The 24,378-nt window shown below is 61.3% G+C and carries 22 protein-coding genes; 18 read left to right on the top strand and 4 right to left on the bottom strand.

Annotated elements, in window-relative coordinates:
- Positions 1 to 89 precede the first annotated feature (89 nt).
- From ABD013_RS12840 to parE, 14 genes are all read left to right on the top strand, one after another.
- Positions 90 to 1,484, top strand: coding sequence for a hypothetical protein (locus ABD013_RS12840; protein ID WP_343806490.1), 1,395 nt, complete (start codon positions 90 to 92; stop codon positions 1,482 to 1,484).
- Positions 1,481 to 2,410: a site-specific tyrosine recombinase XerD gene (gene xerD, locus ABD013_RS12835; protein WP_425543409.1), complete on the top strand. Its 930-nt coding sequence runs from the start codon at positions 1,481 to 1,483 to the stop codon at positions 2,408 to 2,410. Before ABD013_RS12840 ends, xerD begins: the two co-directional genes overlap by 4 nt.
- Before the next feature lie 60 nt (positions 2,411 to 2,470).
- On the top strand, positions 2,471 to 3,205 hold the full coding sequence (locus ABD013_RS12830; RefSeq protein ID WP_343806488.1) for a DsbC family protein: 735 nt from the start codon (positions 2,471 to 2,473) through the stop codon (positions 3,203 to 3,205).
- Between the two features lie 150 nt (positions 3,206 to 3,355).
- On the top strand, positions 3,356 to 4,657 hold the full coding sequence (locus tag ABD013_RS12825) for a homoserine dehydrogenase (RefSeq protein ID WP_343806486.1): 1,302 nt from the start codon (positions 3,356 to 3,358) through the stop codon (positions 4,655 to 4,657).
- 24 nt (positions 4,658 to 4,681) lie between these two features.
- Entirely contained in the window at positions 4,682 to 6,076 is a 1,395-nt protein-coding gene (gene thrC, locus ABD013_RS12820) for a threonine synthase (protein ID WP_343806484.1), read from the top strand.
- Between the two features lie 104 nt (positions 6,077 to 6,180).
- Positions 6,181 to 7,914: a single-stranded-DNA-specific exonuclease RecJ gene (gene recJ, locus ABD013_RS12815; protein ID WP_343806482.1), complete on the top strand. Its 1,734-nt coding sequence runs from the start codon at positions 6,181 to 6,183 to the stop codon at positions 7,912 to 7,914.
- A gap of 109 nt (positions 7,915 to 8,023) precedes the next feature.
- Positions 8,024 to 8,203, top strand: a complete 180-nt coding sequence (locus tag ABD013_RS12810; RefSeq protein WP_343806480.1) for a hypothetical protein — start codon at positions 8,024 to 8,026, stop codon at positions 8,201 to 8,203.
- A gap of 172 nt (positions 8,204 to 8,375) precedes the next feature.
- A complete protein-coding gene (gene nfo / locus ABD013_RS12805) occupies positions 8,376 to 9,221 on the top strand; it encodes a deoxyribonuclease IV (protein WP_343806478.1) in 846 nt (281 codons plus the stop codon).
- 71 nt (positions 9,222 to 9,292) lie between these two features.
- Positions 9,293 to 10,165, top strand: coding sequence for an EAL domain-containing protein (locus ABD013_RS12800; RefSeq protein WP_343806476.1), 873 nt, complete (start codon positions 9,293 to 9,295; stop codon positions 10,163 to 10,165).
- A 78-nt stretch (positions 10,166 to 10,243) separates the two neighbouring features.
- Entirely contained in the window at positions 10,244 to 10,876 is a 633-nt protein-coding gene (locus ABD013_RS12795) for an NUDIX domain-containing protein (protein ID WP_343806474.1), read from the top strand.
- The gene (locus ABD013_RS12790) at positions 10,866 to 11,309 is read left to right on the top strand and encodes a DUF1249 domain-containing protein (protein ID WP_343806472.1); all 444 of its coding nucleotides are present in this window, start codon (positions 10,866 to 10,868) and stop codon (positions 11,307 to 11,309) included. The genes ABD013_RS12795 and ABD013_RS12790 overlap by 11 nt, the downstream gene beginning before the upstream one ends.
- A complete protein-coding gene (locus ABD013_RS12785) occupies positions 11,306 to 12,100 on the top strand; it encodes a metallophosphoesterase (RefSeq protein WP_343806469.1) in 795 nt (264 codons plus the stop codon). Before ABD013_RS12790 ends, ABD013_RS12785 begins: the two co-directional genes overlap by 4 nt.
- Positions 12,093 to 12,716, top strand: coding sequence for a YqiA/YcfP family alpha/beta fold hydrolase (locus tag ABD013_RS12780; RefSeq protein ID WP_343806467.1), 624 nt, complete (start codon positions 12,093 to 12,095; stop codon positions 12,714 to 12,716). Before ABD013_RS12785 ends, ABD013_RS12780 begins: the two co-directional genes overlap by 8 nt.
- Positions 12,717 to 12,729: 13 nt before the next feature.
- On the top strand, positions 12,730 to 14,625 hold the full coding sequence (gene parE / locus ABD013_RS12775) for a DNA topoisomerase IV subunit B (RefSeq protein WP_343806465.1): 1,896 nt from the start codon (positions 12,730 to 12,732) through the stop codon (positions 14,623 to 14,625).
- Positions 14,626 to 14,704: 79 nt separating this feature from the next.
- Here the strand turns inward: parE and ABD013_RS12770 are convergent, their stop codons facing one another.
- Entirely contained in the window at positions 14,705 to 16,801 is a 2,097-nt protein-coding gene (locus ABD013_RS12770) for a hypothetical protein (protein WP_343806463.1), read from the bottom strand.
- 135 nt (positions 16,802 to 16,936) lie between these two features.
- On the opposite strand from ABD013_RS12770, the gene ABD013_RS12765 reads away from it, so the two are divergent.
- Complete coding sequence (locus tag ABD013_RS12765) at positions 16,937 to 18,658, top strand: L,D-transpeptidase family protein (RefSeq protein ID WP_343806461.1); 1,722 nt, start codon at positions 16,937 to 16,939, stop codon at positions 18,656 to 18,658.
- Positions 18,659 to 18,737: 79 nt separating this feature from the next.
- Positions 18,738 to 19,328, top strand: a complete 591-nt coding sequence (gene mepK / locus ABD013_RS12760) for a peptidoglycan L,D-endopeptidase MepK (protein WP_343806459.1) — start codon at positions 18,738 to 18,740, stop codon at positions 19,326 to 19,328.
- Here mepK and ABD013_RS12755 read toward each other — a convergent pair.
- Complete coding sequence (locus ABD013_RS12755; RefSeq protein WP_343806457.1) at positions 19,313 to 20,134, bottom strand: prolipoprotein diacylglyceryl transferase family protein; 822 nt, start codon at positions 20,132 to 20,134, stop codon at positions 19,313 to 19,315. The genes mepK and ABD013_RS12755 overlap by 16 nt on opposite strands.
- Before the next feature lie 154 nt (positions 20,135 to 20,288).
- Between ABD013_RS12755 and ABD013_RS12750 the strand changes: the two genes are divergently transcribed.
- Positions 20,289 to 20,762: an LEA/WHy family protein gene (locus ABD013_RS12750; protein WP_343806455.1), complete on the top strand. Its 474-nt coding sequence runs from the start codon at positions 20,289 to 20,291 to the stop codon at positions 20,760 to 20,762.
- Here the strand turns inward: ABD013_RS12750 and ABD013_RS12745 are convergent.
- Complete coding sequence (locus ABD013_RS12745) at positions 20,759 to 21,622, bottom strand: ChaN family lipoprotein (protein ID WP_343806453.1); 864 nt, start codon at positions 21,620 to 21,622, stop codon at positions 20,759 to 20,761. The two genes, ABD013_RS12750 and ABD013_RS12745, sit on opposite strands and share 4 nt — an antisense overlap.
- The gene (locus ABD013_RS12740; protein WP_343806451.1) at positions 21,619 to 21,948 is read right to left on the bottom strand and encodes a hypothetical protein; all 330 of its coding nucleotides are present in this window, start codon (positions 21,946 to 21,948) and stop codon (positions 21,619 to 21,621) included. Before ABD013_RS12740 ends, ABD013_RS12745 begins: the two co-directional genes overlap by 4 nt.
- Positions 21,949 to 22,109: 161 nt before the next feature.
- Here ABD013_RS12740 and parC point away from each other — a divergent pair, with 161 nt between their 5' ends.
- Entirely contained in the window at positions 22,110 to 24,359 is a 2,250-nt protein-coding gene (parC, locus tag ABD013_RS12735) for a DNA topoisomerase IV subunit A (protein WP_343806449.1), read from the top strand.
- Positions 24,360 to 24,378 lie beyond the last annotated feature (19 nt).

Here is a 24,378-nt window from a genome sequence, read left to right as displayed (position 1 = left end):
TTTTGTTGATCTGAATGCTCGCCATTTGGCCGGCCACCTCCTAGAATTGGGCGTTCTGAATAGCAACTGAATGGATTGCGGGGTGTTGCATGCGCAAGCTGGGAACATTGCTTGGGGTTCTGGTGCTGGTAACGGCAGCGGCATACGGCGTGTATTGGTATCAGGTCAAAAGCAAGGTTGATGAGCTGGTTGTGCAGCTGGCGCCATTCGCCAGCGTGCAATATGGCGCAATCTACGCACACCCGAACGGTACCGTGGGCGTTAATGCGCTCAGCATTTCACCGCATCAGGTGCACTCCCCGATATTGGTCGAGCAGGTTCGGGTGCGTACCGGCAGCCCGCTGGATCTCGTTTTCGGCAGTGATGAGCCGCCCGAAGAATTGTTCGTCAGCCTCAAGCGTGTTGAGCAGAGCCTTGAGTCCGCACTGTTCCACGACATGCAAAAGCAGATGGATCAGGCCCGCGAAGCCAACCCGCTCTATGTCAGCCCTTCGGCGCTGGGTTGTGGCTCCATTCGCCAGTTCGATGTCAATACGACTCGGATGATGGGGTATCGTGATCTGCTGATGGATGTGGACCTGCACTACCGTGGCGACGAAAACGCGCGCAAGATCAGCTTCGAAGCTCAGGTGGATATCGACAAGTTGGCCGATACTCGCATGGAGCTTGTGTTCAGTGCCGACCCGGCGCAGCTGAAAAACCCGATGATGGCGACTGGCAGTGCGCGCCTGAACAAGCTGGTGGTCGACTACCGCGACCGTGGCTACAACCAGCGCCGGGTCAACCTCTGTGCCCGTGAAGCCGAAATGCGTCCGGCTGACTATCACGCTCACCATCTGGAGCTGTTCCAGCGTTGGCTGGAGGTCAATGCCATTGAGTTGCCGCACGGCTGGCTGCCGGCATACAAGGAGCTTCAGCAGGATGGCGCTACTTTGACGATGGCGATGAATCCCGTTGGCGGTTTCGGCTCGGCCGAACTGATGATGATGCAGGATCCGCAGTATCTGATTGAGAAGCTCAACCCGACCGTCAAGGTGAATGATGCGCCCTTGAACCTCGATGGTATTAAATGGGATGAGCTGGCGATGCAGTTTGCTCTGGCCAGCAGTGGCAGTCAGGTGGCACGGGAGCGCGAACAGATGCCGCTTGAACAGGGCTCGGAAGTTGCCGAGGCAGTGTCTGAAAGCCAGGTCGAAAACACAGCCGAAGATACGACTGAAGGCGCAGTGGCGAGTGTTACGTCGGCCCGGGTGAGCAAGCCAGCGAAGCCGGTTGCCAAGCGTTTTCGTGCGACTCCGGTTGGACAGCTGGAATCCCATATCGGTGCCAATGTGCGTATCTTCACCTACTTTGGCAATGATGTAGAGGGGCGCCTGGTGGCCGTCGATCAGCAAGGCGTGCGGGTGCTGCAGCGCCTGCGTCAGGGGATGGCCGAATATCCGCTGGAGTACAAGCGAATCCAGCAGGTTGAGGTTTATCGTTGAGCGAAGACCGGCGTCGTTCAGCTCGGCAGCCACAGGCGACGGATGTCGAGCTGATTGAAACCTGGGTCAATATGCTCTGGCTGGAAAAGGGCCTGAGTGAAAATTCGCTGGCCTCCTATCGTCGCGATCTGCGTCAGTATGCACTCTGGTTGAATCAGCAACAGCTTGGCTTGCTGCAGGCTGATCGTGCCGAACTACAGCAGTACCTGAACTGGCGTCTGGAGCAGCAGCTCAAGAGCAGTTCAACTTCCCGTCTGCTCTCCTGCCTGCGCGGCTTCTATCGCTACCTGCTGCGCGAGGGTCGGATCGATCGTGACCCTACGCTTAATCTGGATAATCCACGCAGTGGTCGGCCACTGCCGAAAACCCTGACCGAGCAGGACGTGGAAAGTCTGCTGGCAGCGCCCGATACAGCGGATCTGCTGGGGCTGCGTGATCGCTGCATGCTGGAGCTGCTGTATGCGACGGGGCTCAGGGTCAGTGAGTTGATCGCCCTTCAACTGGAACAGATCAACCAGCGCATCGGTGTCATCCGCGTCGTCGGCAAGGGCGACAAGGAGCGGCTGGTGCCGGTGGGAGACGAAGCCCTGCGCTGGGTGCAGCGCTATCTTCATGAGGCTCGACCGGCGCTGGTGCGTGATGCGCGCGAGGAAACGCTGTTTCTGAGTCAACGCGGGCAGATGATGACCCGGCAGACTTTCTGGTATCGTGTCAAACGCTACGCCATCGAAAGCGGTATCGACAAGCCGCTGTCACCTCATGTATTGCGCCATGCCTTCGCCACCCATCTGCTCAATCACGGGGCCGATCTGCGCGTGGTGCAGATGCTGTTGGGGCACAGCGACCTGTCAACGACACAGATCTACACCCACGTGGCCAGTCATCGTCTGCAGTCGCTGCATCGTGAGCACCATCCGCGTGGCTAGGAACTAAAATGGCCTGTACGGATCACAGGCGTATAACCTGATTTTTTTACCGAGGCTCTCATGCGATCTACCACCCTGACATCGGCACTGATGCTGGTCCTGACAGGTTCTGTCTGGGCAGCCGACAGTGCCGAAGAGAAAATCCGCCAGCAACTGAACCAGGTCGACAGCCGGCTGCAGGTGCAGAGCATCGAGCCGGCACCTGTGGCCGGTCTGTATGAGGTGATGCTCAGCAGTGGCGAAACCCTGTATGCCGATATGAACGGCGAGTACCTGCTGGCCGGTCAGCTGTTCAAGGTCGATCAGGAGCAGGGACTGGTCAACCTGACCGAGCAGAAACGCAATGTGGCACGCCAGGCCGCCATGCAGGCGCTGGATGAGTCCGACATGGTGGTGTACAAGCCCGAAGGTCCGGTCAAGGCCAGTCTCTATGTGTTTACCGATGTGGACTGCCCCTACTGCCGCAAGCTGCATGAAGAAGTGCCGGCACTGAACAAGATGGGTGTGCAGGTGAACTACCTGGCCTTCCCGCGTGGCGGTCCGGGCTCTCCGGCCCACAAGAAGATGCAGACGATCTGGTGCGCGACTGAGGAAGGGCGCCGCGAGCGGATGGATGAGATCAAGGGCGGTGAGCGTCTGGACGACGAGACCTGTGATAACCCGGTGCTTGACCAGTACATGCTGGGGCAGAAGCTGGGTGTGACCGGCACCCCGGCGCTGATCACGGATGATGGTACGCTGTTGCCGGGTTACATGCCGGCGGCACGACTGCAGCAGATTCTGAAACTGAACTGATCAACACGGGTTAATCCGTGACGACGAAGGCGGGCATACATAGTGTATGACCCGCCTTTTCGCTATAATGGAGCCCATTTTTTGACCGCCTGTCCGGCGGTGACTGATCTGACCGAACTATCTGCGACGAACTATCTGCGAGGTGTAGGCTTGAAACCTGTAAAAGTAGGGATCTGTGGTCTGGGAACCGTCGGTGGCGGTACCTTCAATGTCCTGACGCGAAATGCAGAGGAGATTTCCCGGCGCGCCGGGCGTCATATCGTGATTGAACAGATTGCGATGCGCCGTGAAAACCCTGCCTGTGACACCAGCGGCATGCAGACAACCACGGATATCTTCGAGGTGGCAACCAACCCCGAGATCGACATCGTCGTTGAACTGATCGGCGGTTACGACACCGCGCGTGACCTGGTGATGACGGCGATCGAGAACGGCAAGCATGTGGTCACGGCCAACAAGGCGCTGATCGCCGTGCACGGCAACGAGATCTTCGAAGCGGCGCAGGAAAAGAACGTCATGGTCGCTTTCGAAGCATCCGTGGCGGGCGGTATCCCGATCATCAAGGCGATCCGTGAAGGCCTGGCTGCCAACCAGATCAACTGGCTGGCCGGCATCATCAACGGTACCGGCAACTTCATCATGACCGAGATGCGTGAGAAGGGCCGCGAGTTCGCCGACGTGCTGCAGGAAGCCCAGGCGCTGGGCTATGCCGAAGCCGATCCGACCTTCGACGTCGAAGGCATCGATGCCGCGCACAAGCTGACCATCCTGTCCTCACTGGCGTTCGGTATCCCGCTGCAGTTCAGCAAGGGCTACACCGAAGGCATCAGCAAGATCACCCCGCAGGATATCGAGTACGCCGAAGAGCTGGGCTATCGCGTCAAGCACCTGGGCATCACCCGCCGTACCGACAAGGGTATTGAGCTGCGCGTACACCCGACGCTGATCCCGAAAGACGCGCTGTTGGCCAACGTCAACGGTGTCATGAATGCCGTACTGGTAGACGGCGATGCCGTCGGCCAGACCCTGTACTACGGTGCCGGCGCCGGTGCCGAAGCGACGGCTTCTGCCGTGGTGGCCGATATCGTCGATGTGGTGCGCACCCTGACCGCCGACCGCGACAATCGTGTACCGCATCTGGCGTTCCAGCCGTCCGCGCTGTCCGACGCGCCGGTGCTGCCGGTGGACGAGACCACCAGTGCCTACTACCTGCGCCTGCAGGCGGTTGAGCGTCCGGGCGTGCTGGCTCACGTGACCCGCATCCTGGGCGAAAAGGGTATCAATATCGAAGCGATCATCCAGAAGCAGACCACCGAAGCACAGGTACCGGTGATCATGCTGACCCAGCGTGTGGAAGAGCGGATGATGAACGAAGCGATCCGCGAGATCGAGGCGCTGCCGGATATCCTCGGCGAGATCGTCCGTATTCGTGTTGAGCAGCTGGCTGACTGAGCCCGATTTGAGGAAGGAAGTGCAATGAACTACATCTCTACTCGCGGCCAGGCGCCGAAACTGAAATTCGCTGACGTGCTGCTGGCCGGTCTGGCCAGTGACGGTGGCCTGTACGTGCCGGAAACCCTGCCCACCTTCTCCAAGGAAGAGATCGCCTCCTGGGCGGGTCTGTCCTACGCCGAGCTGGCGTTCAAGGTGATCAAGCCGTTCGTTGACGACTGCATCGGCGAAGCCGATCTCAAGCGCATGATCGACGAGACCTATGCCGGCTTCAACCACAGCGCCGTGGCACCGCTGAAGGAACTGGGCACCAACGAATGGGTGCTGGAACTGTTCCACGGCCCGACCCTGGCGTTCAAGGACTTCGCCCTGCAGCTGCTGGGCCGCCTGATGGACCATGTGCTGGCCGAGCGTGGCGAGCGCCTGGTGATCCTGGGTGCCACCTCCGGGGATACCGGCTCCGCGGCTATCGAAGGTTGCCGTCACTCCGACCACCTGGATATCTTCATCCTGCACCCGTACCAGCGTGTCTCCGACGTGCAGCGTCGTCAGATGACCAGCATCCTGGAAGACAACGTGTTCAACATCGCGCTGGAAGGCAACTTCGATGACTGCCAGCAGATGGTCAAGGACAGCTTCGCCGATCAGGGCTTCCTCAAGGGCCTCAAGCTGGGTGCGGTGAACTCGATCAACTGGGCACGCATCATGGCCCAGATCGTCTACTACTTCTCGGCTTCACTGGCCGTGGGTGGCCCGCACCGTCCGGTATCCTTTTCCGTGCCGACCGGCAACTTCGGCGACATCTTCGCCGGTTACCTGGCCAAGCAGATGGGCCTGCCGATCGAGCAGCTGGTGGTTGCCACCAACCGCAACGACATCCTGCACCGCGTGATCAGCGGCAACGACATGTCCAAGGGCGACCTGGTGCATACCCTGTCACCGTCCATGGACATCATGGTCAGCTCCAACTTCGAACGTCTGCTGTTCGACGTCTACGGCCGTGACGGTGCCGCTATCGATGACCTGATGGCACGCTTCAAGACCGAATCCGTACAGCTGGATCCGGCGCAGTGGGAGCAGGTACGTGAGCTGTTCGACAGTTACGCGGTCAACGACGACACCACCTGTGAAGTGATCAAGGACGTGCACGCCGAAACCGGCTATCTGCTTGACCCGCACACCGCGATCGGCGTCAAGGCGGCGCGTGAGTGCTGGCGCGACAAGTCGGTGCCGATGATCACCCTGGCCACCGCGCACCCGGTCAAGTTCCCGGAGCCGGTCGTCAAGGCTGGTCTGGAATCGCCGCAGCTGCCGGCACACATGGCGGACCTGTTCGAGCGTGAAGAACGATACGAAGTGCTGGCCAATGACCTGTCCCAGGTACAGGAGTTCGTCGCCAGCCACGTGCACCGCGACTGATCCCTGACGGCCTCTGGCCGTTCCGGCGGGCCTGCACTCTGCAGGCCCGCCATGCTCCCGTTACACCCTTTCCTTGCCCGTTGTCATCAGCCGGACTGTCCCGCATGAGTGTATCCGACCCCATCATTGAACAGCGGCCGCTGCTGGTCGACCCTGCCCAACCGGGACTGACCGGTCTCGACCCGGTGCTGGCCCGTGTCTATGCTGCCCGCGGCATCGATGATCCCGAACAGCTGGGACGCCGGCTGCAGGAATTGCTGCCGGACAGCCAGATGAAGGGCATCCCCGCGGCCGTGGAGCGCCTGCTGACCGCGTTCGAGCAGCGCCAGAAAATGCTCATTGTCGGTGACTTCGACTGCGACGGTGCCACCAGCACCAGCGTGGCCCTGCTGGGCTTGCGCATGCTTGGTGCTGCCGAGGTGGATTACCTGGTGCCCAATCGCTTCGAGTACGGTTACGGCCTCAGCCCGGAGATCGTCGACGTGGCGGCCCAGGCATCGCCGGATCTGCTGATCACCGTGGACAACGGTATTTCCAGTATCGAGGGTGTAGAGCGGGCCAAGGCGTTAGGCATCGATGTCATCGTCACCGATCACCATTTGGCTGGTGCCGAGTTGCCCGAGGCCTGCGCCATCGTCAACCCGAACCAGCCCGGTTGTGACTTCATTGCCAAGTCCACCTGTGGTGTCGGGGTGATCTTCTATGTGCTGATCGCCCTGCGCCGGGCGCTGAATGAGCGTGGCTGGTTCAACGGCCAGCCACCCAATCTTGCGGCCCTGCTGGACCTGGTAGCGCTGGGTACCGTGGCCGACGTGGTGCCGCTGGAACGCAATAACCGGGCGCTGGTCTGGCAGGGGTTGCAGCGCATCCGTGCCGGTCAGGCGCGTCCCGGCCTGCTGGCGCTGATCGAGGTCTCAGGTCGCCGTCGCGATCGTCTGGTGGCCAGCGACCTCGGCTTTGCCATCGCACCGCGGCTCAATGCCGCCGGTCGTCTGGAAGACATGTCGATCGGTATCGAGTGTCTGCTGGAAGAGAACTACGACCGGGCACTGACCATGGCGCGGGAACTCGATGAGCTGAACAAGGAACGACGCGGCATCGAGCAGGAGATGCAACAGCAGGCATTGGAGCTGCTTGGTCAGCTCAGCCTCAACGACCGCGAGCTGCCGTTTGGTCTTTGCCTGTATGACGAGTACTGGCACCAGGGCGTGATCGGTATTCTCGCCTCGCGCATCAAGGAGCGGGTGCATCGCCCGGTAATCGCCTTCGCCCCCGGTGACGAGGGTGAGATCAAGGGCTCGGCACGTTCCATCAACGGTTTCCATATCCGTGACGGTCTCGATGCCGTGGCGGCGAAACACCCGGGGCTGCTGAAGAAGTTCGGCGGTCACGCCATGGCGGCAGGGCTGACCATCGCTGCCGAGGACCTGGCTGCCTTCAGCGATGCCTTTGATGCCGAAGTGCGTCGTCAGCTTGAAGCGGATGATCTGACCCAGCGGATCCTCACCGACGGCGAGCTGCCGGAGGCCGCATTCAGCATGGAGCTGGCGGAAGCGTTGCGCAATGCCGGCCCCTGGGGGCATCAGTTCCCCGAGCCGCTGTTCGAAGGGCGTTTCCACCTGCTGCAGCAGCGCATCGTCGGTCAGCGTCACCTCAAGCTGGTAGTGATGCCGGAAGGCGGTACCCTGGCACTGGATGGGATTGCGTTCAACGTGGATACTCTGGTCTGGCCCGACGAATCGGTGCAGAAGGTTCGTCTGGTCTATCGGCTGGATGTGAACGAGTTTCGTGGCCAGCGCAGTCTGCAGCTGATGGTGGACTGGATCGGGGTCGACTAGGATCCAGATACGGGAATTGATGGTGTTGTTATCCGGGCTGTTAGGCTAGGATACGCGCCCTGTTTTGATCGCTAATTCAACCGGCCTGAAACTGGCCGAGGAGTACCCCATGCACGAACTGACCCTGGAAGAACTGACCGCGCTGCTGAACGTGTTTGACCGTGCCGGCGCCAGCCAGGATGCGGTGGAATCCGATCTGCTGACCCGCCTCAAGGCGCACCATGCCGAAAAGGAAGAGTTGGCGTCAATGGATTTTGATGATTGCCTGGGCGGTGCCTGCAAGCTGTAAGGGAAATCGGCTGCGCGACTCCCGTGCTGCGTTGCACAGTGCTGGTGCGCCAGCCCGGTCGGAATCCTAATGTATCCCGAATACACTTAGGTTCCTGTGTGTCGGGCGTCTTGCCAGAAAGTCGCTCGCACAATTTCCAGTCATTCATGATTGTAAGAAAGTCAGGATACAGATGTACTACATCGGAGCCCATGTCAGCGCGGCGGGCGGCGTTGAAAACGCGCCGCTGAACGCGGCCAGAATCGGGGCCAACGCCTTTGCCCTGTTCACCAAGAACCAGCGTCGCTGGGATGCCAAACCGCTGACCAGCAAGAGCATCAAGGCGTTCAAGGCCAACTGCGAGCGGCTGGGGTTCAGCGCCGACCAGATCCTGCCGCACGACAGCTATCTGATCAATCTGGGTCACCCTGAAGCTGAAGCGCTGGAAAAGTCACGCACCGCCTTTGTCGACGAGATGCAGCGCTGCGAACAGCTGGGGCTGAAATTGCTCAACTTCCATCCCGGCAGTCACCTGCGTAAGGTCGATGAAGCCACCTGCCTGAGTACCATCGCCGAGTCGATCAACCTGGCGCTGGCGCAGACCGAAAATGTCGTCGCCGTGATCGAGAACACCGCCGGTCAAGGCTCCAACCTGGGCTGTCGCTTTGAGCAGCTGGCGGCAATCATCGACCAGGTCGAAGACAAGTCCCGTGTCGGTGTGTGTCTGGATACCTGCCACACCTTCGCCGCCGGCTACGATCTGCGCACGCCGGAAGCCTGTGAGCAGACCTTCGCCGAGTTCGAGCGTATTGTCGGCTTCGAATACCTGCGTGGCATGCACCTGAACGACTCCAAGGGGGCGCTGGAAAGCCGCATCGACCGCCACCACAGTCTGGGGCAGGGCGAGATCGGCTGGGCCGTGTTCGAGTACATCATGCAGGACAGCCGATTCGAGGGGATCCCGCTGGTGCTGGAGACCATCGAGCCGGAGATCTGGCCGGAGGAGATCCAGCAGTTGCGCGAGTTTGCCGCGGCCTGATCCGGGTGTCATGCTGATGTCATTGAACTGACATAGACTCCCCCGCTGTCATGCAGTTTTTGGGGTCACGGATGCAGTTCAATCCATCAAAGATATATGACGCTCAGCAGGAAGCAGAACGGCTGGAGCTGACGCGAATACTGGAACAACAGCTGCTCCAGCCGCATTTCCAGCCGATCATCAATCTGGAAACGGGCGCTCTGCTGGGCTATGAGGCCCTGATTCGTGGTCCCGAAGGCAGCTTGCTGCAGCGCCCCGTGGCGCTGTTCGGGGCGGCTTTGCGTCAGGGGCTTCAGCTGGAGCTGGAGCGGCTATGCCGTCAGCGCTCACTGGAAGTCTTTGCCGAAATGGACTCAGACGCCACCCTGTTCCTCAACGTCTCGGCTGCCTGGCTGGCATCGCCTGAGCACCAACCCGGTTTTACCGTTGATCTGTTGCGCCGGCTCGGCATCCCCGTGGCGCAGATCGTCATTGAACTGTCCGAGCAGCACCCCTTTGATGCCAATGGACTGACCCGTCGTGCAGTGGAGCACTACCGCAGCATGGGGTTCCGCATTGCCATCGATGATCTGGGTACCGGCTACTCCGATCTCAAGCTCTGGTCCGAGTTGCAGCCGGAGTACGTCAAGATCGATCAACACTTCATCCGTGATCTGGACCGGGATCCGGTCAAGCGTGAGTTCGTCCGCTCCATCGGTCAGATCGGCCGTGCCCTGGGGTGTCAGGTGTTGGCCGAGGGGATTGAACAGATGAGCGAGCTGCGCACGCTGCAGGCGCTGGATATCCCCTGTGGCCAGGGCTACCTGCTGGGCTATCCGGAAGCCACACCCGCGCCGGCACTGACCCCGTACCAGGTGCGCCCCGCACTCTACCAGCGCTCCGGACAGGCATTCCGCCGCGCCCTGACGGCGATGCTGCCCAGACGGGGCTGGCCGGTACTCTGATTACCCGCCTTGCGTTGGGGTCTCTTGGCTGGCAGTGGTATAGTCGCTGTTTGATTCAAGCGTACCAAGGTGAGCCTCATGTCCACTGTCTGGAGTCCCGTATTCGATCAGCGCGATGTGCGCCTGGAGCAGGATGAGCCCTTGTATAAGGGTTTTTTCCGCCTGCACCGGCTGACGCTGAGCCATCCCCGCTTCGAGGGTGGGCGCGTACGTATCCAGCGTGAGATTCTTGATCGCGGCGATGCCGTTTGCGTACTACTCTATGATCCTGTAGCCGATGCAGTGGTGCTGGTCGAGCAGTTCCGCGCCGGCGCTCTGGGCAAGGTCGCCAGCCCCTGGCTGCTGGAACTGGTGGCGGGTATCGTCGAAGAGGGCGAGTCGTCCGAGGATGTGGCGCGCCGCGAAAGCGTCGAGGAGGCCGGGATCGAGCTGGGGCCGGTATTTCCGATCACCGGCTATCTGCCCAGCCCCGGCGGCTGTGACGAGTGGATCGAACTGGTCTGTGCACTGGTCGATTCCCGCGGTGCCGGTGGCGTGCACGGCCTCGACAGCGAAGGTGAGGATATCAAGGTACACGTGGTGGCGGCGGATGATGCCTTCGCCTTGGTACGTGACAACAGATTGAACAATGCCGCGGCGATCATCGCATTGCAGTGGCTGGAACTGAACCATGGACGGCTGCAACAGATGCGGGTGTCCGATGAAGCGTAAATATGTTCCCGACCTGAAACGGCAGATGGCGCAGGGTGAAGCCAACTACCTGCGCTTGCTCAAGCTGCTGCCGGATCTGGACAACTGTGATCAGCGTGAATTCCAGGTGGTGGTCGATAACCAGCGGGCGCGGGTGCGACTGGCTGTGGATGAGCGTTTTGCCTATACCACCAGTGTGGTGGTCTCTCAGCAGCACGAGAATGCTTCTGTCTGGCTGGAAGCGCCGAAGCTGGTGGTCCGGCTTTACCATGATGCGCGGGTGGCCGAGGTGATCTGTACCCGCCAGCGCCGCCAGTTGTCCGGCGTTTACCCCTATCCGAACCGGCAGATGCACCAGCCGGACGAAAAGGCCCAGCTCAACGCTTTCCTCGGTGAATGGCTCAGCCACTGCCTGGCCCATGGTCAGCTGATGGAGGAGGTGTTCGCCGAGTGAGCCTGCGTGTTTTGCAGCTGAGTGACTGTCATCTGCCGGCCGTGCCGGAAACGCCGTTTTACGATCGTGATGCGGATCGGTCACTGGCGCAACTGGTTGCCCAGCTGGTCTTGCTGCCGCCGTTTGATCATCTGCTGCTGACTGGGGATCTGACCCACCATGCTGGTGGCGAAGCCTACCGGCGGTTGTTGTCGATTATCGAGCCGCTGAGCGGCGAGCGTCACTGGCTGCCCGGCAACCATGACGATCTTGCCATCATGCAGGCGGCGGATCCCGGTGGGCGCCTGGAGTGCAAACAGGTCGATCTGGATCATGACTGGACCCTGCTGCAGCTGGATACCACTGCCTGTCCGGATGGGCGTGGCAGCGGCTCGCTGGCGGACGAGGAGCTGGCCTGGCTGGAGCAGCGGTTGACGGCCTTGCAGGAACGCCATCTGTTGCTGGCGCTGCATCATAATCCGGTCGCCACCGGGAGCCGCTGGCAGGACGAGATCCGTCTGGCTAACCCAGAGGCGCTGGAAGCCATAGTCGCTGACTCACCCCAGGTGCGTGGGCTGATCTGTGGCCATCTGCATCAGGCCTTGAACCTGAGTTTTGCCGGTCGGCCGCTCTGGTCGGCGCCGTCGACGGTGGTGCAGTTTGCTCAGGGCTGTGACGATTTTACGCTGGAGGCGGATCCCCGGTTATCCACACCCGGTTGTCGCTGGTACGAATTACATGCGGATGGCCGTATCGATGCCCATCTGCTGCGCTTATCCACAACCCTCGAGGAGGCTGTCCCGGATGTCTGAAACGACCATCATCTATGCCCACGGCTTTAACAGCTCGCCGCAGTCGGCCAAGGCGCGTCTGATGCAGGCGGTGATGCAGGAGCAGGGGCGTGAAGCTCAACTGCGGGTACCGGCACTGTCGCACTGGCCAAAGCTTGCGATCGAGCAGCTGCAGGCCGAGATCGACGCGGCTGAAGGCCCGGTGACACTGGTTGGCAGCTCCCTCGGAGGCTATTACAGTACCTGGCTGGTGGAGCATAACCCTGGTGTGCGTGCGGTGCTGATCAACCCGGCGGTACGCCCCTTCGAGCTGCTGGAAGAGTGGCTGGGGCAGAACACCAATCTCTATACCGATGACAACTATGAGCTGACCGAGGAGCACTTGGCTCAGCTGAAGGCGCTGTACTGTTCACAGTTGCGGGATCCGTCCCGCTACCTGCTGTTGGTGCAGACAGCGGATGAAACCATCGACTACCGTGATGCGGTAGAAAAATTTGCGGCCAGTGCACAGTTTGTGCAGCCCGGCGGCAGCCATGGATTTGAACAGTTCGAGGCGCTGATACCGGCAGTGCAGGCGTTCGCCGACGGCAGGATCGATCTGCCTGAGCCTACGCCGCTGCCCGCCGTCTCTCTCTGAACAGGAAGACTCGATGTCGAAGCAATACAACGCCGAAGCGATAGAAGTTCTCAGTGGCCTGGATCCGGTGCGCCGCCGCCCTGGCATGTACACCGAGACCGACCGCCCCAACCATCTGGCGCAGGAAGTGATCGATAACTCGGTCGACGAGGCACTTGCCGGCCACGCCCGCCAGATTGAGGTCACCCTGCATGACGATGGCTCCCTGAGCGTAGCCGATGACGGCCGTGGCATGCCGGTGGATATTCATCCGGAAGAGGGTGTCAGCGGTGTCGAGCTGATCCTGACCAAGCTGCATGCCGGCGGCAAGTTCAGCAACGACAACTACAACTACTCCGGTGGTCTGCATGGGGTCGGGGTGTCGGTGGTCAATGCCCTGTCCAAGCTGCTCAACGTTGAGATCAAGCGCGACGGCCAGGTCTACCGCATTGGCTTCGCCGACGGAGACAAGGTGTCTGAACTGGAGGTGATCGGCACCTGTGGCAAGCGCAATACCGGTACTCTGGTGCGCTTCCTGCCCGACCCCAAGTATTTCGACAGTCCCAAGTTCAGTGTCTCCAAACTCAAGCACAACCTGCGCGCCAAGGCGGTCCTGTGTCCGGGGCTCAAGGTGATCTTTACCGACCTGAGCAGCGGCAAGAAGGAGCAGGAAGAGTGGTACTACGAGGATGGCCTGGTGGCCTATCTGCGGGGTACCACCCAGGTATACGAGACCCTGCCGGCGGAGCCGTTCAGCGGCAGTCTTCAGGGCGAGGAAGATGCCGTCGAGTGGGCGGTGCAGTGGTTGGTCGAAGGTGGTGAAGTCACCACCGAGAGCTACGTCAACCTGATCCCCACGGCTCAGGGCGGTACCCACGTCAACGGCATGCGCACCGGCCTGCTGGACGCCATGCGTGAGTTCTGTGAGTTCCGTAACCTGCTGCCGCGCGGCGTCAAGCTGAGCCCGGACGATATCTGGGATCGCTGCTGCTACATCCTGTCGGCGAAAATGCGCGACCCCCAGTTTGCCGGTCAGACCAAGGAGCGCCTGTCGTCACGCCAGATTGCCGCGTTCATCTCCGGTGCCATCAAGGATGCCTTCTCGCTCTGGCTCAACCGCCATGTGGAGGAGGGCGAGAAGCTGGCCGAGCTGGTGATCGCCAGCGCTCAGCGCCGCATGCGCGCCGGTCGCAAGGTGGTGCGCAAGAAGGTGACCCAGGGGCCGGCGCTGCCGGGCAAGCTGGCGGACTGCTCCGGCGCCGATGCCAGCCAGTCCGAGCTGTTCCTGGTGGAAGGTGATTCCGCCGGCGGTTCCGCCAAGCAGGCGCGCAACCGCGAATTCCAGGCGATCATGCCGCTGCGCGGCAAGATTCTTAATTCCTGGGAGGTAGACCCCGGTGAGGTGCTGGCGTCTCAGGAGATCCACGACATCTCGGTGGCGATTGGTGTCGACCCGGGCTCCGACAAGCTTGATGGCCTGCGTTACAACAAGGTCTGCATTCTGGCGGACGCTGACTCCGATGGCCTGCACATCGCCACGTTGTTGTGTGCCCTGTTCGTACGACACTTCAAGCCGCTGGTGGCCGCCGGCCATGTCTACGTGGCGATGCCGCCGCTGTACCGCATCGACTTCGGCAAGGAGGTGTCCTATGCCCTGGATGATGCCGAGAAGGACGGAATCATCGAGCGCATCCGGGCCGAGCGCAAAAATGCCAAGATCGGGGTGCAGCGCTTCAAGGGTCTGGGCGAGATGAACCCGCTGCAGCTGCGCGAAACCACCATGTCGCCGGATACCCGTCGTCTGGTGCAGCTGACGTTGTCCGCTGGGGACGACACCCTGGAGATCATGGATATGCTGCTGGCGAAAAAGCGCTCCGGCGATCGCAAGAAGTGGCTGGAACAGAAGGGTAACCTGGCCGAAGTGGTTTGAAGCCTGAAATTCAACAACGAAAACAGAAACGCCGGGCATTGCCCGGCGTTTGCGTTAAAGCGATCTGTCCAGCGACCCGTTACGAGCGGGGCACATAATGGAACAGATTTTCGCGCTCCTCGTCGCTGTAGATGCAGCGGAAGCCTTCCTCGGCCGGCAGCAGTATGCACTGGCTGCTGATCAGCTCTTCCTGTTTCCATTCCGCATCACAGATGTCACGGCTTTCTATCTTGCTCGGTGTGATGCTGAACAGGTTGCCTTCCTGGCTCCAGGTGTACTCGGTGCGATAAAGGTCGCAGCCCTCGTGAGTGAAGGTGTACGTACCGGTCTTGTCGGCACGGATCTCTTCGGTGCCCTGGGCTTCACCGACGGCACAGTCGTAGGTCTGATCCATCAGTGTATAGCGGCCGACCGGATTCACCGCCTTCACGGCTGTGGTATCCATCTGCAGGGAAATATCGGTGCTGACACCCTGATCGATGATGTCCAGGGTGTAGTCGACGCTGGCGCCCTGAGTACGCAGCATGTGTGACAGCTGGGCCTGGGCGACACAGCCGCTTTCGGACATGCCGGTGTTCATCTCACTGGCGAACATCGGCGGGATGGCGTCGATCAGATCGGCGAAGCGGCCATAATCCGCGGACACGCGCATCAGTCCGTTCGCTTCCAGCGACTCGTCCTTAAGCTTGTCGACCGCCTGCTGCGCCTTGTCACCGGAGAAAGCGACCAGGTGGTTGCCCTGAATACCGGCCTTGATGCTCATGCCCGGCGCGATGAAGGAAAGATCAACATCGGTGAGGCTGCCATCGGTCGGGATCTGGATCTGTCGGCCCATCGGAGACATGGCCAGCATGCCGAGCAGCGGCTGGGGATTGCTGGTGGCGATGCTGAACAGGAAGTCGTAGCTGGTTGGCATCGGGCTGTTGCCATCCAGTTTCAGGTCGTACAGCGAGAAGCCGAGGCCCTTGGCGCCCTGTACCATGCCGGTGAACATCGCCATCATCGCCGGGTTGGCTCCGTTCATGTCACGCTGCATGCGACGGATCTGACGGCAGCTGGACTCGGTGGCGGTCATCTTGTTGAACAGGGTGGTTGCGGCCGGCACCAGGTTGTCGATATCCAGGCCGGCACCCACGCCGATAATCTGCCCGTCCGAGTGGCCAGTATGGCCCGGCACATGGCCGCGCAGCGATGACAGAGCACCAACGACTTCTGCATTGTTGATTTCCAGCACGGAGCGGCTATGCATCTTAAGTACCTTGCCGCTGCTGGAGTTGGTGTTGCCGGCGACCAGACGCGGCATCTGGCCGATCATGTCCAGTACCTCGGTACGGCAGGCGGCGTCCATCTCTTCAGCCGGCAGGCGTTCATCCTGTGCCTTGAACAGCGCGCTCAGATCCTGGCCGAAGCCGTTGCTTTCCGGTTGCAGGAAACCCTGCGCCAGACGCTGGAAGTGCACCAGTGCCAGCATGCTTTCATCGAACTTGTAGGTCTTCTGCAGCTGCTCCAGCTCGCCGCTGTCAGCCAGTGACTGGGCCGGCTTGGTCAGTGCCAGGCGCTGCTGCTGGTCGGCGTCCTGGTCGAGGAAATGGAAGGCGGTGATCGTGGCCACACCGTCACGTACATTGACCGCCAGTTCCAGTGCCTTGTCGTCTTCCGGGCTCAGGCGCCAGAGCTTGGTTGGGGTGCTGCCAACGGTAACTTCGCGAGGCTGCAGACCGCTTTCGGCGGAGGCCTTGTCCAGAACCTGCCAGAAAGTGGCTTCATCCTTCAGGCCGAAGCGGATGACCGGTACCATGCCGTCCATGTAGATCGCCTGGGGCTTGGTCAGGTCGAGCCCGTAGTGCTCGACCATGTCGCCATAGGTGTTGGCGTTGCTGATGAAATCGGCAAAGAGAGCGATGGCGAACTGGCTTTGCGGTGTCTGACGGCGGTTGCTGCGTTCCAGTTCGGTCAGCAGCTGCTTGGCCTGGAACTGTGAGTTGGCCATCAACGGCAGCTTGCGAATATGTTCAAGCTGGTTGGCGTCCGCCTGACCGCCGATATAGAGAACGGTATCGGCCGGTACATAGGCGGTCAGCGGTTCACTGCCGGCTCCGCCGAGCCATCCCTGCTGCCATGCCAGTCCCGCGCCCGCAACCGCGACCAATACACCCGCACCTATCCACTTTTGCATCCTTTTCTCCATCGTACTCGGGTTATTTCATATTGCAGCGAACACCATCTGGCTGCCCGCTCGCATGTGGGTCCTGAGCATAACACCAAGTGAAAACAGGCTATAGTGAAGAAAGTGGAAATCTGCGGAGGGGGTATGATTCGCTCAGCCTGGGTGTGGCTCGGCAGGTGTTTGCTGTCGCTGCTGTTAACCCTTTCGCCGCCGCTGGCAGTTGCCGCCATGTCACCCGGTGAGCACCTGCAACAGCTGCTGGTCGCAGGGCGCCAGGGCGTGCTGCCAGGGGTGATGATCGAACAGTGGACGGACCTGCAGCGCCTGTATGAACAGCGTGACTGGCAGTTGATCTGGTCTGATGCCAATGGTGCCCCTTTGGCCATGCGTCGGCAGCAACTGGCGGCCTGGGTCGTCCTGTCCCATGCGCATGGTCTAGATCCTCGGGACTATGGTGTTGAACGTCTGTCCTATGCCGGGGCGGGTTACGCGGATCTGCCATCCTCTCTGGCGCTGTCCGCCGCGGGGAGTGTGCCGCAGTTGAGCGGCGAGGTGCTGCTCAATGACCTGTTGATGAGTCATGCCTTCATCCGGCTGGCACAGGACCTGTCGGGCAGCCGGCTGGATCTGAGTCAGATCGACCCGCTGTGGCGATTGCCGCCCAAGTCGCTGGATCCGGTGGCCCTGTTACAGCGGCTGGAGCAAGGGGTGAGTGTTGATCAACTGCTGAGCGAATTACTGCCCCGGTCAGCGGAATATGCGCGTCTGGTTACTCTGCATCAGGAGCTTACACTGCAGGCACAACAACCTTATCAGCCGGCGGAGTTGCCGACAGGGTTGCTGCGCGCCGGGGACCGGCATCCGGGAGTGGTGCAGTTGCGTGACTGGCTCAGCCATCAGGGCGTGCTCAATGCCGCCGAAAGCTCCCTCGAAGAGGAAGCCCGGTATACCGACCGGGTGGCCGAAGCGGTACGTCAGTATCAGCAGCAGCAGGGGCTGAAGGTGGATGGCATCTACGGACCCGATACCCGCGCCGCCATGTTGACCAGTCCGGCGCAGAAGCTGCAGCAGGTACGTGCCAACCTGGCACGCTGGCGGGCGCTGCCTGTCTCTCTGGGTGATCGCTATCTGCTGGTGCGTACGGCGTCTTTCAGCCTGGATCTGGTGGAACAGGGGCAGGTGGTCGAGCGACATGCCATCATCACCGGGCGACCGGCACGCCCCAGTCTTTCCTTTGCCACCGAGGTTGATAAGCTGATCCTCAATCCCTCCTGGACGGTGCCTTTCCGGCTGGCGGTGGAGGATCTGCTGCCCAAGCAGCAGCAGGATCCGGACTATTTCGAGCGCCTGGGCATCGAAGTGCTGGCCCTGCAGGATGGGCACTGGAAGCCGGTGGACAGTGCTTCCATCGACTGGTCCGGGCTGTCACGGCAAAACTTTCGCTATCTGCTGCGCCAGCGTCCGGGACCGCACAACAGCCTGGGCCGCATCCGCTTCGGCATGGCCAATCCGCACAGCATCTTCCTGCATGACACGCCGCAGCAGTCCCTGTTCGAAGCCCGCTCACGTGCGTTCAGCTCCGGTTGCATTCGTGTGCAGGGGATCGGCCAGCTGGCCCAAACCCTGCTCGGTGAGGCCTCGCTGGAGACACAGCTGAGTGAGGAGACGACCCGGCATCTGCCACTGGCCCAGCCGCTGCCGGTGTATCTGGTCTATCTGAGTGTCTGGGTCGATGAACAGCAGCAGGCCCATTTTTATGCCGATCTCTACGGAACGGATGCTCGCATGAACGCCGTTCTGGGGCCTCAGCCGCAGCCACCCAGCCCACAACTGATGCAACTGGCACAAAAGCTGCTCAAAAAGTAGTCAGGCACTGTGAAAGTGGGTAAGATTTGAGCTGTTTTGTTTGTGTTTTATACAGTTGTTGATTCAGTTGAGGTTTTTCATGCTGTTGACCCCTCGCCGCCATCCCCGCACCGAAACCAGCGAACCCGAATGCCGTCAGCGCCGCCGCTTGCTGGGTGGGTTGGCCGGTTCTGCTGCATTGCTGCATCTGCCGGTTGCCCAGGCCAATATCCGCCCGCTGTTCGGTCGGGAGTTGAAGTTTGATAACCTGCACACCGGTGAGAAACTGAGCACCACCTACTGGGCGGAAGGGCAGTATGTCAGCACCAGTCTGGCGGACATCAACCACCTGCTGCGTGACTTCCGCACCGGTGAGGTACACCCGATCGATCCCACACTGCTGGACCTGCTGCACCTGTTGCAGCAGAAGGCCGGCAATGCCAATCCCTTCCAGATCATCTCTGGCTACCGTTCACCGAAGACCAACGCCCAGCTGCGCTCTGCCAGCAGTGGTGTGGCCAAGAAAAGCCTGCACATGCAGGGACGGGCACTGGATATTCGCCTGCCGGGAACGCCGTTGAAGGATCTGCACCGTCTGGCCTGCGACGCCAAGGTGGGAGGCGTCGGTCTCTACACAGGCTCCAACTTCGTCCATATCGACACCGGTCGTGTCCGTTACTGGGGCAGCTGATCCGGCAGGATACTGGCCAGTCGGCTCTTCAGGCTGGCCACTGACAGCTCGCCCAGATGGGTATCCTGCAGTTGACCCTCGGCATCGATGAACAGGGTGGTCGGTAGCCCTCGTGAACCATAGTGCTGCCCTAGCTGGTTCTGCTGATCCAGCAGCACGTGCTTCAGCTCCACGTCCAGCTGCATCAGGAACGCCTCCACGGTGACACTGTCCTCGCCCAGGTTGGCAAACAGGAACTGGACCCCGGGATAGTCATGCTGGGCCTGTTCCAGTACCGGCATTTCACGCACACAGGGCGGGCACCAGCTGGCCCAGACGTTGAGTACAATGGGCTCGCCGGTGTAGTCACGCAGGTTGACCTGCTCGCCTGCCGGCGTCATCAGCACCATATCGGGCAGGCTGCGGGTATTGCTCTGCAGCTGCGCCAGCGGAATGGCGGTAGCGCCCCAGACCAGGAGGCCGGTCACCAGCGCGATGCTCAGTGAACGGCGCAGCTCCGGCTGGCGCCACAGATACATCAGAGCGCAGAGGGTGCCGCTCACCACGCCGCTGACCCACCAGAAACCGCCGTCACGAATATCGATTATCTGTACCGGGTTGGCCAGATAATCACCGCTGAAATGCAGCACGAACCCCATCCGGGCCCCCAGCACGCCAACCAGCAGAATGGTTAGCAGCGCCGGCTCAGGGTTGCGGCCGTTTCGGCGGCTACTGATCCAGCCGGCGAACAGGGCAGCGAGCACGGCCAGCAGAAGCAGCACGCGGTCGACGGACAGGGCAAAGGGCCCAAGGGCCAGGGATTGCATGAAAAAACTCCTTCAGTGTCCAGGTTGCAGGCGCGATAATCCAGACAACGCCGGGGCGCAGGTTTGGTAGTGGACCGCGCCGGGCAGTTTGGGTTCAGCTAAGCTTCATCCGTGACTGCCTTCAATGGCAAGCGGATTCAACGAGGGTAAATCTATGCGTCTTCGATTCTATACCATCTGCCTGCTGATGCTGGGTACCCTGCTGTCGGGGTGTGCCGGCCTGCAACCGGGCTATGAGCCTCCGAGGCTGGAAGTGACCGGGGTGCGTCTGGATCCCTCCAGTCGTGGTGCCGTGCCACAGTTCCTGATCGGCTTGCGGGTGATCAACCCCAACCGCCAGTCGCTGCAGCTGGACGGCATCAGTTACAACCTCTATCTGCAGGACCAGCGGGTGCTGAGCGGCGTTGCTCGGGATCTGCCCGACGTTGCCGGCTATGGCGATCAGGCGATTGAAGTCAGTGCCACACCGGCGCTGTTCGGCAGCATTCGCCTGCTGACCGAGTTGATGAACAGTCCTCAGCTCAAAGCGCTGGATTACCGTGTCGAGGCCAAGCTCGATGGCGGTGGCCTGCAGTGGCCGGTGCGGGTCGAGGAAGAGGGGCAGCTGCCGCTGCTGCCGGTACGCTAATCCTGTTTATCTTCAAACCCGGCACAATAATCCTTGTCCGGCAGGACAGAGGTAAACAGCAGATAGTCGGTGACCCGATAGTCGGGTAGCCCGTCCGGCAGGTACGCGGTCGGGTCGTCGCCATCATCGGCCGATACCATCAGTACACTGACCACGGGCCCTGACAGCCAGCGGGGGATACCCAGATCATGGCGGGCATGGATGCCGCCGGTGAGCATCACCCCGGTGCGTGTGGCGTCAGTATAGCGGCGCAACACCTGCGCCATCTGTTGGTCCCGGGCCAGTTGTACCTGGCGCATGCCGTCAAGGGCATTGCGCGGCATCTGGCTGCAGTGACTTTCGAACAGCAGGTCGCGCATGAAATCGGCGTGATCGTTGCCAAGGTCGCCCTCGGGTGCCCCTTCACGGTAGGCCTGACGCTGTTCATCTCGGGTCAGGTCGGTCGCGGCCACGGCCGGCGCCCGGTTCAGCGCGGTGGTGACCACTTCCCCATACATCGCCCAGGGCCAGCCGGTTTGCCATTGCAGCGCTTCGGGCGTGATCCTGCCGCCTTTGCCGCGTGCGGCATCCAGATAGGCTTGCTGGCTGTGGTCGGCCATCTCAAGTGCTACGGCGCCGAGCTTTTGGCGGTCGGCCAGCGCCTCGATCCACTCGGTCTGTATGCGATGGTGCTCCGGATGGTCGTGCTGCTCACCCAACAACAGCCAGCCGCCGGCGGGCAGCCGATCGAACAGCGCCTCTCGGGAGATGAATGTGGCGGATTCGACGGACCAGATGCGTCCCTGCAGTGGGAGATCAGTCGGTTGTGCCGAAACCAGAGGGCTGGCAATCAGCACCGCCAGCAGCAGGAGGAGCTTCATCGTCCCGGATGTCCTGTCTCAACGTCCAGATAGTCTCGGGAAATCAGACTCTCCAGCGCGTTGACCGCGGCGACCAGCTCGTCAAAGGTCTCTCGGCTGCGCTTGAGTGCAGCGATCTGTTCCGGCGCCGGTGGCTGGCCCTGACCGCTGTCGGCCAGCTCCAGTAGCTGGGCGACATAGTCGGCACGGGCATGGGCGACCATAGTCAGTACCGGCTTGAGACTGTCGAGTTTGAGTTCGGGGAAGCGCGGGTTGATGATCTCGCGGTTGATCTCGCGGCGATATCGGTCCAGTTCCAGCAGCAGGCGGTTGTTGTCGGTGGACATGGCATACCTCTCCTTGTTCCCGTTTCCTTTCATCCTATACGTAAAATGCGCCGGGCGGGAGCGGTCGGGGTGCGCTTTTTGCGTCTAGCTGGCATACTGCCGGCCATATCCGCAATTGGCTCCACGCTCGGCCGTGGGCACTTTCGTGCAAGGATCAGTTGATGAGTGTAGAAACCACCTTTGACGGCGAAACCGAGCAGCTGTCACTCCGCGACTTTACCGAGAAGGCGTACCTGGACTATTCCATGTACGTGATTCTCGACCGCGCCCTGCCGCATCTGGGTGACGGCATGAAACCGGTACAGCGGCGTATCGTCTATGCCATGTCCGAACTGGGGCTCAAGGCCACCGCCAAGCACAAGAAGTCGGCGCGCACCGTCGGTGACGTGCTGGGCAAGTTTCATCCCCATGGCGACTCGGCCTGTTACGAGGCGATGGTGCTGATGGCGCAGTCATTCAGCTACCGCTATCCGCTGATCGACGGTCAGGGCAACTGGGGTTCGCCGGATGATCCCAAGTCCTTTGCTGCCATGCGTTATACCGAGTCGCGGCTGGCACCTTACGCCGAGGTGCTGCTCAAGGAACTGGGGCAGGGCACGGTGAACTGGGTACCCAATTTCGACGGCACGATGAACGAGCCTGAAGTGCTGCCGGCGCGACTGCCCAACGTACTGCTCAACGGTGGTACCGGCATCGCCGTCGGTATGGCCACCGATATTCCGTCACACAACCTGCGCGAAGTGGCGACCGCCTGCTGCCATCTGCTCGATAACCCCCAGGCTACGCTGGACGATATCTGTGCCCTGGTGCCGGGACCGGACATGCCCACCGAAGCGGAGATCATCACCCCTGCGGCTGAGCTGAAAAAGCTCTACACCAGCGGCAAGGGCAGCTTCCGCATGCGTGCGCTGTGGAGCCGGGACGAGGGCGAGATCATCATCACCGCGCTGCCGGCGCAGGTCTCCGGTGCCAAGGTGCTGGAGCAGATCGCGGCCCAGATGCAGCAGAAAAAGCTGCCGATGGTCAGCGACCTGCGTGACGAGTCCGACCACGAGAACCCTACCCGCCTGGTGGTGGTACCGCGCTCCAATCGGGTCGACTGCGACCAGTTGATGGCGCACCTGTTCGCCACCACCGACCTGGAGCGCAGCTACCGCGTCAACCTGAACATGATCGGTATCGACGGCCGGCCTCAGGTCAAGGATCTGCGCCAGATCCTGGTCGAGTGGCTGAGCTGGCGCACCAGCGTGGTGCGTCGCCGTCTCGAGTATCGCTTGCAGAAGGTGCGTGACCGCCTGCATATCCTCGAAGGCCTGATGGTGGCTTACCTCAATATCGACGAGGTGATCGCCATCATCCGCGAAGAGGAGAAGCCGAAAGAGGAGCTGATGCGTCGCTTCGAGCTGAGCGACGTCCAGGCCGATGCGATCCTCGACCTCAAGCTGCGTCATCTGGCCCGCCTTGAGGAGATCAAAATTCGTGGCGAGCAGGATGAACTCAACGAGGAACGCCAGCGCCTGGAAGAGACGCTGGATTCCGACGAGCTGATGCGCAAACTGATTCGTGAAGAGATCGAGGCCACCGCCGAAGAGTTTGGTGACGAGCGTCGCTCACCGCTGGTCGAGCGTCACGAAGCGCAGGCGTTCAGCGAGAAGGACCTGCTCAGTGCCGATCCGGTCACTGTGGTGCTGTCCAAGCAGGGCTGGATTCGTGCCGCCAAGGGACACGATATCGATGCGGCCGGTCTCAACTACAAGTCCGGTGATGCGTTCAAGCTGGCCAGCCCGGGGCGGATGAATCAGCCCTGTATCCTGCTCGACTCCACCGGGCGCAGCTATACGCTGGAAACGCACAAGCTGCCCTCCGCGCGAGGCCAGGGCGAGCCGGTGACCGGTCATGTCAGCCTGCCCAAGGGGGCCATGGTGGATGCACTGGTCTGTGGCCGTGACAGCGATGCGGTGCTGCTGGCCTCCGATGCCGGTTACGGTTTCATCACTAGGATCGACCAGCTGACCAGCAAGACCAAGAATGGCAAGGCGGCCCTGACCCTGCCGAAAGCAGCCAAGGTATTGCAGCCGGTGCTGGTGCCGGGCGCGGATGCGCTGCTGGCAGCGGTCAGCAGCGAAGGGCGGCTGCTGGTATTCCCGGTGGCGGAACTGCCGGAACTGGCACGCGGCAAGGGCAACAAGGTGATCAACATCCCGAGCGCCCGGGCGGCGGCACGGGAGGAGTTGATGAGCCAGGTTATCCTGCTCAATCCGGACGATACCCTGGTGGTGAACGCCGGTCGTCAGCACCTGAAGCTCAAGGGGGCCGAGCTGGATCACTACCGCGGTGAGCGGGGCCGTCGTGGCAACAAGCTGCCGCGCGGCTATCAAAAAGTGGACAGTCTCGAGGTGATCAGCAGCTGATCAGGACGGCAATGCCGGT

The sequence above is a fragment of the Marinobacterium maritimum genome (genome assembly GCF_039523155.1).
GTDB classification, from domain to species: Bacteria; Pseudomonadota; Gammaproteobacteria; order Pseudomonadales; family Balneatricaceae; genus Marinobacterium; species Marinobacterium maritimum.
This window is presented reverse-complemented; position numbering and strand designations above follow the sequence as displayed.